This window comes from Marinobacter xiaoshiensis, from assembly GCF_031631795.1.
Lineage (GTDB): Bacteria > Pseudomonadota > Gammaproteobacteria > Pseudomonadales > Oleiphilaceae > Marinobacter > Marinobacter xiaoshiensis.
This window is the reverse complement of the sequence record NZ_JAVMBO010000018.1, coordinates 154,604-166,999: the sequence shown is the minus strand read 5'-3', so window position 1 is coordinate 166,999 and position 12,396 is coordinate 154,604. Positions and strand designations below refer to the sequence as shown.

Genomic DNA, 12,396 nt, shown 5'->3' with positions numbered 1-12,396 from the left:
CATAATTTGCAGCAGTTCTCCGGGGAGCTGCTTTCCTGGAGGCATACTCTACTCGAACGCAAAATATGACGACATGTCATTTCAGGTATGAGTGCAAAAGCCCGTTACGTTTAACGGGCTTTTGCGAGGGGGTTGACGGAATCAGGTACTGGCTTTTCGGGATTCCTTGATAACGTCGTAGGCATGGGTGATTTCTTGTGTGCGCTCTTCTGCCATTTCGCGCATGCTCTCCGGCAGGCCGCGTCCGGCAATCTTGTCGGGATGGTTTTCACTCATGAGTTTGCGGTATACCTTTTTAAGTTCCGCGTCGCTGATGGATGGTGAAACACCCAAAACCTTGTAGGCATCGTCGGTTTGCTGAGCCGTAGATCGCTGGCTGCCGGTCTGGCCAGCGTGCGCGCCGCGCAACATGGCTTCCAGTTGATCTACCTGGCTTTCGGGCAGGCCAAGCCCGCGTGCTATGCGGACCAGCATTTCGTGTTCTGCCGGGTGGACTACACCATCCGCAGCGACAGCAGACACTTGTACCTGGAGGAACATCTGCAATATAGCGGGTTGGCGACCGCTGATAGCCAGGAAGTGTCTTAGCTCTGCATCCAGATCAAAATTTTCGGCTTTGCCCCGGCTGAATGCGGCTTTTGCAGCTTCTCTTTGGGCCTCATTAAGGCGGAAGCGCACAAACATGGCTTCGGCCATCTGTATTTCGTCTTTTGAAACAACTCCGTCGGCCTTGCACAGTGCACCCATGACCGCAAACACAGATTCAATGAAACCGGATTGAATGCCTTGAAGTTTGCCAATCAGGCGGCTTTTAGCGCGGTTAAGCAGAAAAGCGCCCAGAGCAGCCCCCACTAAAAATCCGGGGAACTTGCCAAAGCTGTAACCAATCAAACCACCAATGATCATCGCAAACAGCATTAAAACGTCCTTAGGGGATAATGGATCAGACCACAGAATATACGTGTTTTTTTGCGAATCTTCATGAACAGGCTTTCATCCAGCCGCTCTATTTTCTCGGAAAAACGAGTTGGTAGTGGTTTGCTTACTGTAGCCAGGCCACCAAAAGCCCCGCTGCCAGTGACAGCAGCATAGGCCCTGCCACATAAAGCCCTATTTGCCGGTTGCCGATCACCCAGGCCATGCCCGATTTGATCAGGTTGTTGGTGGCCGCCGCAATAACGATGCCGAGTACCGCAGCATCCATTGCCAGGCCATTGTTGGACATGCGAGTGAGGGACAGGGTAATCGCATCCACATCTGCAATGCCCGAAGTGGCGGCCAGCATATAGATGCCGGTATCGCCCAGCCAATCTTTCAGAAAGTCCCCGAGCAGCAGGATGGCTGTCAGCAGCATGCCGAAAACTACAGCCGATTTCAGATCCAGCGGGTTTTGGTTAAGTGTTGGCTGGCTGACCTCGCCCGTTTCGGAATTCCTGTGCCAGATGATGAACGCTGGCACGTAAAGCAGCACTGTCATAACGGCCACGGGCCAGACCAGGCTGGGCAGCAAGTCTCGGTTAATGACGAAGCAGTACACAAGGATACGTGGGAACATGGTGCCACACGCAATCAGAATGCCGGTGGCAAACTGTGCGTTCAGGGCAGGGTGTTTGTCCGCCTGGCGGGCGAAGTGCAGGGTCAGGGCGGTGGATGAGCTCAAACCTGCAAACAGGCTGGTAAACAGAATGCCTTTGCTGGTGCCCGCCACTCGCATGGCGAAATAACCCACGAAGGAGATGGACGCAATCATCACGACCATCCACCAGATTTCCCGAGGGTTGAGAACGCCACCAGGCCCCATGGCCTCATCTGGTAGCAGAGGTAGCATCACCACTGATATGACGAGCAGCTTGAGTGCCGCATCCAGTTCGTGGGCTTTAAGTTTGTGTACCCATCCGTGAATTTCGTCCTTGTTGTCCAGAATAATGGCGGTAATCACTGCAGCAGTCGTCGCTATCACCGGGTCGACGGCCACCGCTATGGCGCCGAAGCAGAAGGTGAGCACCATGCTGACCATGCCGGTAATGCTGAAGTTCCGGATATGATCGAGCCGTTCGCTATAGGCCACAATCGCCATGGCGACCACACTCAGCAGGAGTACAGGAAACGCCCAGACGGTGATTTCCTCTGCCAGGACTGTAGAAATACCGCCCAGAAGACCGACAAGTGAAAAGGTGCGAATGCCGGCTATGCGCTCGCCGGACTTCTGCTCGCGGGAGCCCCAGCCCCGCTCCAGGCCTATGATGGCGCCCAACAGAAGTGCTACCGCAAGGTTCAAAGTGGTCTGATTTGTGGCCAGAAACTGAGAAGCAACATCATCCATGAACGCAGTTAGCTCATTTTTGTGGTGGGTGTTATTGGGATAATAGCAGCCCGTGAGGCCGTGAGAATAGGCGCCCTTACGCCGGAAGCGGTATTTTGGTAGAATTCGCGCCCTTTATTTTGCGCAACCTTCCGGGTAACCAAAGCTATGGTAAATACAATGAAAGCCGAATGGTTTTCCAACATTAAGGGCGATTTACTCGCCGGGATCGTGGTTGCCCTTGCGTTAATTCCGGAAGCGATTGCTTTCTCGATCATCGCAGGAGTAGATCCCAAAGTAGGGCTATACGCTTCATTTTGTATTGCGGTAATCATTGCGTTTGTGGGTGGCCGCCCCGGCATGATCTCGGCAGCAACCGGCGCCATGGCGCTACTGATGATAACTCTGGTGAAAGAGCATGGCCTGGAGTACCTGATGGCCGCCACGCTGCTAACCGGTGTGCTCCAGATACTGGCTGGCTGGCTGAAACTGGGTAGCTTGATGAGGTTTGTGTCCCGCTCAGTCGTAACCGGCTTCGTGAATGCTCTGGCTATCCTGATTTTTATGGCCCAACTTCCGGAACTCACGAACGTAACCTGGCATGTTTATGCCATGACTGCAGCAGGCCTGGGCATTATCTATCTGTTCCCCTATGTGCCGGTACTAGGCAGGCTTTTGCCCTCGCCACTGATATGCATCGTGGCGCTGACCATCGTCGCAGTCCTGTTCAATATTGATATACGCACGGTGGGCGATATGGGCGAATTGCCCGACACCCTGCCAATCTTTCTCTGGCCAGACGTGCCACTGAACCTCGAAACTCTGATGATTATCCTGCCCTATTCGATTCCACTGGCCGTTGTGGGTTTGCTGGAATCCATGATGACCGCCACTATTGTTGACGATCTGACGGATACCGAAAGCGATCGTAACCGCGAGTGCCGGGGGCAGGGCATTGCCAACATCGGGTCTGGTCTGTTTGGTGGTATGGCCGGCTGCGCGATGATTGGGCAATCCGTAATCAACGTCAAATCCGGTGGTCGCGGTCGGCTTTCCACGTTTACCGCAGGCGTATTCCTGATGGTAATGATTGTGGTGCTGGATGACATACTGGTTCAGATCCCGATGGCTGCTCTGGTGGCCGTAATGATTATGGTATCTATCGGCACTTTCTCCTGGGAGTCCATTCGCAACCTGAAAACCCACCCTGTATCGACCAACATAGTGATGCTGGTAACCGTGTGTGTTGTGGTTGTAACCCATAACCTGGCGCTGGGTGTGTTTGCCGGTGTGTTGCTCGCGGCACTGTTTTTTGCCAACAAGATTGGCCACTTTATGGAAGTTAAGTCCACTCTTGATGAAGCCACGGGCACGCGTACCTACAAGGTAACGGGCCAGGTGTTTTTCAGTTCTTCGGAAAAGTTTGTTGCATCGTTTGATTTCCGTGAAGTGGTCGATAAAGTGGTGATAGATGTTAGCCGTGCGCATTTCTGGGACATTACCGCCGTGGGTGCGCTCGACAAAGTGGTTATCAAGTTCCGCCGCGATGGCGCAGAGGTGGAAGTGATTGGCATGAACGAGGCCAGTGCCACCATCGTTGACCGCTTTGGTGTGCACGACAAGCCGGAAGGCATTGATCAGTTGATGGGCCATTAATATGCAAAATACAACAGAAAACATTCAGGACCGCTTGCAGGTAGTGGCCTGCATTGATGGCTCACCCGCAGCGCCAGCGGTATGCGACTATGCAGCCTGGGCTAGCAAACATATGGATTCGCCACTGACCCTCCTGCATGTGCTGGATCAGGAGCGGTATCCTTCAGAGCCGGACCTGGCCGGAAACATTGGGCTGGGTAGTCGGGAGCAACTTCTGGATGAGTTGGCTCAGCTTGACCGTAAGCGAGCCAAACTGGCTCTTGAGCACGGTGATCACATGCTGGACGAGGCAGCCCGCAGGCTTGAGAACGCGGGTGTCGGCGAAATCAAAAAGCGCCAGCGCCATGGTGATTTGACCGAATCCTTGTTGGCGCTGGAAGATGAAACCCGTCTGATAGTGATGGGCTTGCAGGGAGAAAGCAGCTCTGATCGGGGCTCCCGCATAGGAAGCCAGCTGGAAACGATTATCCGCAGTGTGCATCGCCCGATCCTGCTTGTACCTGAAACCTACTCAACGCCCAGTACAGCCATGTTAGCATTTGATGGCAGTGCCACTGCGTTTAAAGGCGTTGAGTTGCTGGCGGGTAGCCCGGTACTGAAAGGCGTGCCATTGCACCTTGTAATGGTTGGGGCAGACACTGCTGAGCACAGAGGCCAGCTGGAGAAAGCAAAGCAGATGCTGGAAGTGCTTGATACTGAAATCACCCTGATCATTTTGTCTGGTGACGTGGAGCAGGCGCTGCACAAGTATCAGGAAGAGCAAAATATAGACATCATGGTTATGGGTGCCTACGGCCACTCCCGCATACGGCAGTTTTTTGTTGGCAGTACCACAACCAACATGCTGAGAACCGCAGAAAAGCCATTGGTCATTCTGCGCTAATCGCCAGTCATTAGCTGTCCTGCTTCACCACCCGTGCCCATTCAGAGAGCTACGGGTAGTGGCTAAGGCTTTTTGCGAGATCTGGGCGGCAGCTCAGAGCCCCAGTTTTTCTGCTACGAAATCCACATCTTTATCGCCACGGCCAGACAGGTTAACCAGAATCGAGTGTTCCTCTGACAGGTCAGGTGCAGTTTTAATTGCCCAAGCTACAGCGTGAGCGCTTTCAAGGGCAGGAATAATGCCCTCTACCCGCGATAGCATCATAAACGCGTCTAGGCATTCAGCATCGTCTGCACAGGCATACTCCACACGGCCCAAATCTTTCAGATAGCTGTGTTGCGGGCCGCTACCCGGGTAATCCAGGCCGGAAGCAATAGAGTGAACCGGCATTGCGTTGCCTTCGTCATCCTCCAGCACATAGCAGGCCATTCCGTGTATCTGGCCAGGCTTGCCCAGCGTCATGGTTGCGGCATGGCGGTCGGTATTCAGGCCTTCACCGGCCGGCTCCACACCGACCAGTTTTACGCTTTCGTCATTGAGAAATGCGGTAAATATGCCCATGGCATTGGAGCCGCCCCCGACGCAAGCAGCTATGTAATCCGGAAGCTTCTTGTAGCGCTCCATGAACTGCTCGCGAGCCTCGCGGCCTACAACCGATTGAAAGTCACGGACCATGCCCGGGAAAGGGTGGGGGCCAACAACCGAGCCAATGGCGTAAATATAGTTTTGCGGGTCTTTCAGGTACTCGTCAAAAGCGCTGTCGACGGCATCTTTAAGAGTGGCGGTGCCGCGGGTTACTGGCACCAGAGTAGCGCCCAGGATTTTCATTTTGGTGACGTTAGGGTGTTCTTTGGCAATATCCACAGTGCCCATGTGGATCTCGCAAGGGATGCCCACAAGAGCGCAGGCGGTCGCAAGAGCTACACCGTGCTGGCCGGCGCCCGTCTCCGCTATCACCTTGGTTTTGCCCATGAATTTGGCTAGCAGGGCTTCACCCAGACAGTGATTGATCTTGTGCGCACCCGTGTGATTAAGATCTTCCCGCTTCAGATAGATACGCGCCCCGCCAAGCTTTTCGGATAAGCGACGAGCGTAGAAAATCGGGCTGGGGCGGCCTACATAGTCTGATAGCAGATAAGCCAGCTCATCCTTAAAATCTTTGCGCTGGCGGATTTCCTGATAGGCAGCACTGATTTCGTCCATTACCTGTTTCAATTCCGGCGGCACAAACTGCCCGCCAAATTCGCCAAAAAAGCCTTGTGCGTCGGGGAGGTTATCGTACGGGGAAGGTGCGCTCATAAACGATGTCTCATATGAAATTATGGATCAATAATAACGCTCAGCCTGAGGGCACTCAATGCTGATGGGATGGAGTGAGCTAACTGTAAACCCCAATCAGGCAGCGCTTCCGGCTGCCACTCCTGAAGCCCACGCCCATTGAAAATTATGCCCGCCCAAATGCCCCGTTACGTCTACAACTTCACCGATAAAATACAGGTTCGGATGCTCAAGCGCCGCCATTGTTTTTGATGAGAGTTGGCGGGTGTCCACACCGCCCAGGGTCACTTCCGCTGTTCGATAGCCTTCTGTTCCCGCCGGCTTCACTGTCCATTGCCCTAGCGTCTCAGACACCTGTTCAAGGTCACTGTTTTTGTAGCCCTGAAGAGGGCCGCTCCAGCCATGAATTTCGTTGAAGGCTTGTGCAAAGCGCTTGGGGAGGTGCAGAGCCAGGTATTGGGCAATGGTGGATTGAGGCCTCTGTTTGCGCAGGGCCAGAAGATCTTCAAGGATATTGCGATCTGGTAGCAGGTTGATGGTCAGAGGGTCGCCAGGTTGCCAGAAGCTGGAAATTTGCAACATGGATGGGCCGCTCAAACCTCGATGCGTGACCAGCATGGGCTCGCGGAAGTTATGGTTATTGCAGGCCGCATCAACAGGGCAGCTTACGCCGGATAGAGGGGCCAACTGCTGTTTCAGTTCCGGGTGCAGGGTGAAAGGCACCAGCCCGGCCCGGGTGGGGAGGACATCCAGGCCGAACTGCCGGGCAACCTCGTAGCCGAATCCTGTGGCGCCCATGGTGGGGATGGATAAGCCTCCGCAGGCGATGATCAGAGATGTGCAGGCCAGGGTGCCTGAACTGGTATTAACCCGGTAGCTGCCATAGCTTTGTGCAATGCTCTTCACGTTGGTTTTCATGCGAATTTCTGCACCGGCCCATTCGCATTCCGTGAGCAACATGGCGACTATGTCTTTCGCGCTGTCTTTGCAGAATAGCTGACCGGCGGCTTTCTCTTCGTGCTCAATGCCATGGCGTTCAACAAGATCCAGAAAGTGCTGGGGGGTGTAGCGCTTCAGGGCAGAAATACAGAACCGTGGATTGTCCGACAGGAAGTTTGCGGCCGTGCTGTTGAGGTTGGTGAAGTTGCAGCGCCCGCCGCCGGACATGAGGATCTTTTTTCCCGGCTTATTGGCGTGATCGATTACCAGCACTTTGCGCCCGCGATAGCCGGCAGTGGCGGCGCACATCAGGCCGGCGGCGCCGGCACCGATAATCACTACATCGTACTGGTTACTGGAACTTGCCGTCATTACTGCCTGCCGATTGGTTTATGTGGCGCGCAGTATACCAGCCTCGGAGCTGCCGTATGGCTCATTCCAGATGAACAGTGCCTTCCATATAAAAGGCCACCTGCCCGGCAATCGCAACGCGATCGCCTTTCAGTTCACAGCGTAATAGACCGCCCCGTGCAGACAGTTGCCGCGCCTCCAGCTTTGTTTTGCCGAGTTTTTCTGCCCAGTAGGGCACCAGAACACTGTGGATAGAGCCGGTAACCGGATCCTCATCAATTCCGGAGCCAGGCGCAAAGTACCGGCTGACAAAGTCGGCGGTGTCACCGGGTGCAGTGATGATCACGCCTTGATTGCCCAGTTGTTTGAGCTTTCGCATATCCGGCTGCGCCGCTTTCACAGCTGCCTCGTTTTCCAGGACAACCATGTAATTGGTGTCGTTCGGCACGTAAAAAGCCGTTGCCGGCGTGCTATCCAGAGCTTGGCTGATGATTGGCGGTGTGTTCTGTTCTTCAGTTTTCAGGTTCGGGAAGTCCAGAACCAGCCAGTTATCCGGGGTTTGGTGAACGCCTAAAATACCGCTGCGAGAGCCAAAGCGTATCTCATCTGACTGCCACCCCAGTTTATTGAAAATAACCCAGGCGCTGGCGAGAGTGGCGTGGCCGCAAAGGGGTACTTCAACACTGGGAGTGAACCAGCGTATATGAAAGTCTGCGCCATTGGTGCCGGATTCCCGTACGAAGAATGCGGTTTCTGCCAAGTTGTTCTCGGCGGCCAGTGCCTGCATGGTGTCGTCCGGAAGCCACGCCTCCAGAGGCATGACCGCGGCAGGGTTCCCTTTGAAGATCTCGCTGGCAAAAGCGTCTACCTGGTAGATGGGGTAATTCATGTTCTGTTCTCTGGAAGCAAGTGTTTAGCGTAGTGGTGGCCTTTGTAGCTGGCAAACTGCGCCAGCTCATTCTCGCTGTAAAAGTGCAGCTCGGGCAATGGATTGGTGTGTGTTACTACCCAGTGCTTATGGCCGGACTGGCGTATAGAAAACCCGAGGTCTTCCAGCCATTGGCGGTTGGTGTTCAGGTCTTCACCGTACAGTGCGGGCGCGCTGGGGTTGAGGCCAAAAAGATTGCTTCGGGTAGCGGTCAGAGCCTGACTGTTTGCGATGCCCATGATGAAACTCCTTCTTCTGATTTTCGATGTTGTTATTGTCTTCCTGAACTGACAGCCATAACAGATTCAGATAATCTATTTTTGAACCGGTACAGAGCTAAATATTGCCGCTCTGTACTGATGTGTTTTCCGGGTATCTGTACCGTTTCGGTTTGGTGCGGATCTGTTGCAATGGGCGTGCTGGCTGTCCGAATGGGCAAATGATTTCTTGATTGGGTGAGGTGGGCAGTATGGGGGCTCTATACAACCAGGTGGCAGACAGGCTTCAGTCGCTGATTCAGGACGGTGTCTACCGGGATGGCGACCGCCTGCCGGGCGTGCGGGTGTTGAGTAAACAGTACGAAGTGAGTATTTCAACTGTGTTGCAGGCGCACCAAACACTTGAAGCTCGCGGCTATCTTCAGGCCCGGGAGCGCAGTGGCTACTTTGTTCGCTTGCCTGCAGTCGATGCCCCGGAGCCAGTCATGGGCAGGCTCAGGATTCGCCCGGCGCCGGTAACGGCCCGCGAGATGACTCTGGAATTGTGCGCTGATGAGCAAAACCGCATGGTGCCGCTCGCTACTGCCATTCCCCATCCGGAGTTCTTGCCGTTGCGACAGATTCAACAAAGTACGATTTGGGCGGCCCGGCGGGGCCTTGAAACACTGGATTACGCTTTTCCCGGAAAAGCGTCATTCCGCAGGCAGATTGCGCAAAGGATGGCGACGATTGGTGTTCCGGTTACGCCGGATGATGTGCTGGTTACCAACGGCGCTCAGGAAGCCATCATTCTGGGTTTGCGCTCCGTCACTCAACCGGGGGATATAGTGGCGGTTGAGTCGCCCTCGTTCCCGGGTATTCTTCAGGCTTTGGAAGTGGTTGGGTTAAGGGCGATGGAAATACCGACCCACCCATCCGACGGGCTCAGTCTTGAAGGCTTGCAGCTGGCCCTGGAGCAGTGGCCTCTGAAAGCCTGCGTAGTGGTGTGCAATCACAGCAACCCCATGGGCGCACGGATGCCGGATGAGCGCAAAAAACAGTTGGTGTCTATGCTTGCTGCCGCTGGAGTGCCGTTGATAGAAGATGACATTTACGGAGATCTTTATCATACCGGCGAACGCCCAAAGCCTGCGAAAGCCTTTGATCGCACGGATAATGTTATCTACTGCAACTCGTTTTCCAAAACCATTTCGCCGGGGTTGAGACTGGGCTGGATGTTGCCCGGGCGATACATGGCAGGGGCCAGGCAGCAGAAGTATTTTTCAAATCTGGCGACCTCTTCGATCCCGCAACTGGCAGTGGCGCACTTTCTGGAACAGGGTGGGTACGATCGTTATCTGCGCTCGGCGCGGCAGAATTATCGGGAAACCACAGAGCGTATGAGAGCGGCAGTTGCGCGGTCATTTCCTGTGGGGACTGCGGTCAGCAGGCCACAAGGCGGCTTTGTACTCTGGGTGCAGCTACCGGCAGGCGTTTCTGGCACTCGGGTTTATCATCGAGCGCGGGCTGAAGACATTAACGTGGCTCCGGGCCTGATGTTTTCCATATCAGACAAGTTTGAGTCTTGCCTGCGGCTAAACGGTGGCAATCCCTGGAACGAGCGTATCGACCAGGCCATCGCCAGGCTGGGCGCGCTGGCCCATGAGGAGCTAGCGCAGGTTTGATGGGTCAAGCAGACCAGCGGTGATGGCTATGCCCGTAACATCGGGCAGCCGCTCCGCACCCAGTCGCTTCATTACACGGGCCCGGTAGAGGTCGATGGTCTTTACACTTACACCCAGTTGATCCGCAATCTCGCGGCTGGTGTAGCCTTGGGCCATAGGCAGGAATACATCCCGCTCCCGGCGTGTAAGCGTCGAAATGAGCGCATCAGCCCGTTCGTCGCCCAGTTGCAGATGACTGGATTGATGATGAGCTTCCAGTGCCTGCTGCACGCTGTCGAGAAGTAGCTGCTCGTTGAATGGCTTCTCGATGAAATCAAAGGCACCGGATTTGAACGCGCGCACCACAATTGGCACATCCGCATGGCCGGATACGAAAATGATTGGCAACTCAATGCCGCGCTTTTGCAGCTCTTCCTGAACGTTCAGCCCGCCGAGTCCCGGCATCCGCACATCCAGCACCACGCAGCCGCCCCGGCTATCGCCCAGGGCATCCAGAAACTTGCGCCCGTCGCTGTATGCTTGCACGTTCAAGCCAACAGACTCCAGTAACCACTGGGTAGATTCCAGCATGCCAGCATCGTCATCAACAACGTAAACGGTGGATGTCTCCTGGGAGGGATCGTTACTCATCGGGTGCAGTCTCCGTGCTGGGTATACGTTTGTGAGCGGGTGCGGTCGGGAAGCGGCAGGTCAGGGTAAGGCCACCGTTTGATGCAGGACGTGCATCCAGAAAGCCACCAAAGCCTTCAATAATGGAGCGGCTCATGGAAAGCCCCAGTCCAAGCCCTTGGGGCTTGTTGGTGTAAAACGGCTGAAACATCTTCCGGATTTCCTGGTCATCAAGGCCTGGCCCTTCATCCGTGACGTCAATCAGCGTTTCACCTTCGCTATTTATGGATGCTGAGAGCATCAGGCGGGAACCCGCGCTGGCTCCTTGGGCGGCGCGCGCTTCCATATTTGCTTCCATGCCATTACGGATCAGATTAATCAGTACCTGCTCCAGCAATACCTGATCTGCAATGATTGTGGGCTTGCTGTCGGCCGGGGTGCAGATTATCTCTACATCGTGTTTATCTGCCTCCCATTGGCAGAGTTGGGCAACTTTTGTGAGGGTTTCGTTTAGCTGAACTTCTGCTGTGCGTTTCCGACCTTTACGAAGGAAGGCTCGGAGGTGCTTGATCACTTCCGAAGCGCGATTGGCATGGTGGATGATCTTCTCCAGGCCATCGTCGACACGCTCAAGATGTTCAGGATGTGTGCGGGCGTTTTTCAGGTAACGCTGGCTGGCGCTGGCAAAGTTAACGATGGTCGCCAAAGGCTGATTCATTTCGTGGGCAATGCTGGAAGCCAGTTCGCCAAGGGCCGCGAGTCTTGCGGTACGCGCAAGTTCATCGGCCAGCCTTCGGTTGTTGTCCTCTGAGGCAACTCTGGCGGTGATGTCTCTGGATACACTGACCACCTCAACAACTGCCCCTGTGTAGGTTTCTCTGATGGCCCGGCTTGCGATTTCGAACCAACGTTTGCTGCCGTCACGGTGGGTCAGGTCCAGAGTCATGGTGGCGTAGCCGTCATCTCGCAAGCGATTGCGGGTCTCGGTTAACTGTCGCATAGAGCTATCGCTCTGAAATATGTCTTCCAGTAGCCGGCCCCGAAGCTCTTCCGGCCAGTAGCCGAGGAGGCGCCATGAAGCCTGTGTTGCATCTATGAAGCGCCCGTCGGGAGCATGCCGCGAAATAAGGTCGGTGGTATTTTCTGTGATCACCCGGTATAGGCGGTTCGATCGAATGGCCTGATCCCGGTTAAGGACATCGTTTGTGGCATCCCGGCCACGGGCCATAACCTCAGAGGTTTCCAGGCAGGGGACAAATGTCCACAGAAGGATCGTGTCGTTGATGCGGGCTTCTACGTCTTCGATGGCTCTGGCTTGTGTCAGCGACGCGGTAACCAGTGCCTGAGTATTGGTTGGGAGGGTGGCTGATGGGCCTGTCAGGCCATTTTCCTGCCACAACCTGTCAGCGGCGAGATTGCTTTGCAAAGTTTTGGCAGAGCTATCCAGTATAAAGCTGGGTTGCGGGTCTGCATCGGACAAGCTAAAACTCATAGTAGCCATCGATTCTATCGTGTTGGGGTGCGGTATAGTAATTACACTATAATACCTTGGTGTAATTTCTAGTATT

The 12,396-nt window shown here is 54.8% G+C and carries 11 protein-coding genes; 3 read left to right on the top strand and 8 right to left on the bottom strand.

Translation table 11 applies throughout. The annotated features are described in order from the left end of the window. Positions 1–141: 141 nt before the first annotated feature. Together djlA and RKA07_RS16190 are read right to left on the bottom strand one after the other, a co-directional pair. The gene (djlA, locus tag RKA07_RS16195; RefSeq protein ID WP_200370035.1) at positions 142–918 is read right to left on the bottom strand and encodes a co-chaperone DjlA; all 777 of its coding nucleotides are present in this window, start codon (positions 916–918) and stop codon (positions 142–144) included. Between the two features lie 124 nt (positions 919–1,042). After that, positions 1,043–2,323 (bottom strand): MgtC/SapB family protein, encoded by a 1,281-nt coding sequence (locus RKA07_RS16190; protein ID WP_310966814.1) that lies wholly within the window; start codon positions 2,321–2,323, stop codon positions 1,043–1,045. 147 nt (positions 2,324–2,470) lie between these two features. Between RKA07_RS16190 and RKA07_RS16185 the strand changes: the two genes are divergently transcribed. Further along, positions 2,471–3,958 carry a SulP family inorganic anion transporter gene (locus RKA07_RS16185; RefSeq protein WP_310966813.1) on the top strand — a complete coding sequence of 496 codons (1,488 nt, stop codon included), beginning with the start codon at positions 2,471–2,473 and terminating at the stop codon, positions 3,956–3,958. 1 nt (position 3,959) lies between these two features. Then, complete coding sequence (locus tag RKA07_RS16180; RefSeq protein WP_310966812.1) at positions 3,960–4,841, top strand: universal stress protein; 882 nt, start codon at positions 3,960–3,962, stop codon at positions 4,839–4,841. A 93-nt stretch (positions 4,842–4,934) separates the two neighbouring features. Here the strand turns inward: RKA07_RS16180 and trpB are convergent, their stop codons facing one another. The 4 genes from trpB to RKA07_RS16160 form a co-directional block, all read right to left on the bottom strand. Continuing rightward, complete coding sequence (gene trpB / locus RKA07_RS16175) at positions 4,935–6,140, bottom strand: tryptophan synthase subunit beta (RefSeq protein WP_310966811.1); 1,206 nt, start codon at positions 6,138–6,140, stop codon at positions 4,935–4,937. Between the two features lie 96 nt (positions 6,141–6,236). Continuing rightward, positions 6,237–7,430: a BaiN/RdsA family NAD(P)/FAD-dependent oxidoreductase gene (locus RKA07_RS16170; protein WP_200201766.1), complete on the bottom strand. Its 1,194-nt coding sequence runs from the start codon at positions 7,428–7,430 to the stop codon at positions 6,237–6,239. A 61-nt stretch (positions 7,431–7,491) separates the two neighbouring features. Continuing rightward, positions 7,492–8,298 (bottom strand): PhzF family phenazine biosynthesis protein, encoded by an 807-nt coding sequence (locus RKA07_RS16165; RefSeq protein ID WP_200201765.1) that lies wholly within the window; start codon positions 8,296–8,298, stop codon positions 7,492–7,494. Then, positions 8,295–8,576, bottom strand: coding sequence for a hypothetical protein (locus tag RKA07_RS16160; RefSeq protein ID WP_310966810.1), 282 nt, complete (start codon positions 8,574–8,576; stop codon positions 8,295–8,297). The genes RKA07_RS16165 and RKA07_RS16160 overlap by 4 nt, the downstream gene beginning before the upstream one ends. Positions 8,577–8,806: 230 nt before the next feature. Between RKA07_RS16160 and RKA07_RS16155 the strand changes: the two genes are divergently transcribed. After that, entirely contained in the window at positions 8,807–10,219 is a 1,413-nt protein-coding gene (locus tag RKA07_RS16155; RefSeq protein WP_310966809.1) for an aminotransferase-like domain-containing protein, read from the top strand. Here the strand turns inward: RKA07_RS16155 and RKA07_RS16150 are convergent. Beyond that, entirely contained in the window at positions 10,205–10,849 is a 645-nt protein-coding gene (locus tag RKA07_RS16150) for a response regulator transcription factor (protein WP_200201762.1), read from the bottom strand. The genes RKA07_RS16155 and RKA07_RS16150 overlap by 15 nt on opposite strands. Then, the gene (locus RKA07_RS16145; RefSeq protein WP_310966808.1) at positions 10,842–12,320 is read right to left on the bottom strand and encodes a sensor histidine kinase; all 1,479 of its coding nucleotides are present in this window, start codon (positions 12,318–12,320) and stop codon (positions 10,842–10,844) included. The genes RKA07_RS16150 and RKA07_RS16145 overlap by 8 nt, the downstream gene beginning before the upstream one ends. Positions 12,321–12,396 lie beyond the last annotated feature (76 nt).

Excerpts from the sequence above, each read along its gene's own strand:
- djlA (WP_200370035.1), bottom strand. The coding sequence starts at position 918 with ATGCTGTTTGCGATGATCATTGGTGGTTTGATTGGTTACAGCTTTGGC.
- RKA07_RS16190 (WP_310966814.1), bottom strand. The coding sequence starts at position 2,323 with ATGGATGATGTTGCTTCTCAGTTTCTGGCCACAAATCAGACCACTTTG.
- RKA07_RS16185 (WP_310966813.1), top strand. The coding sequence starts at position 2,471 with ATGGTAAATACAATGAAAGCCGAATGGTTTTCCAACATTAAGGGCGAT.
- RKA07_RS16180 (WP_310966812.1), top strand. The coding sequence starts at position 3,960 with ATGCAAAATACAACAGAAAACATTCAGGACCGCTTGCAGGTAGTGGCC.
- trpB (WP_310966811.1), bottom strand. The coding sequence starts at position 6,140 with ATGAGCGCACCTTCCCCGTACGATAACCTCCCCGACGCACAAGGCTTT.
- RKA07_RS16170 (WP_200201766.1), bottom strand. The coding sequence starts at position 7,430 with ATGACGGCAAGTTCCAGTAACCAGTACGATGTAGTGATTATCGGTGCC.
- RKA07_RS16165 (WP_200201765.1), bottom strand. The coding sequence starts at position 8,298 with ATGAATTACCCCATCTACCAGGTAGACGCTTTTGCCAGCGAGATCTTC.
- RKA07_RS16160 (WP_310966810.1), bottom strand. The coding sequence starts at position 8,576 with ATGGGCATCGCAAACAGTCAGGCTCTGACCGCTACCCGAAGCAATCTT.
- RKA07_RS16155 (WP_310966809.1), top strand. The coding sequence starts at position 8,807 with ATGGGGGCTCTATACAACCAGGTGGCAGACAGGCTTCAGTCGCTGATT.
- RKA07_RS16150 (WP_200201762.1), bottom strand. The coding sequence starts at position 10,849 with ATGAGTAACGATCCCTCCCAGGAGACATCCACCGTTTACGTTGTTGAT.
- RKA07_RS16145 (WP_310966808.1), bottom strand. The coding sequence starts at position 12,320 with ATGAGTTTTAGCTTGTCCGATGCAGACCCGCAACCCAGCTTTATACTG.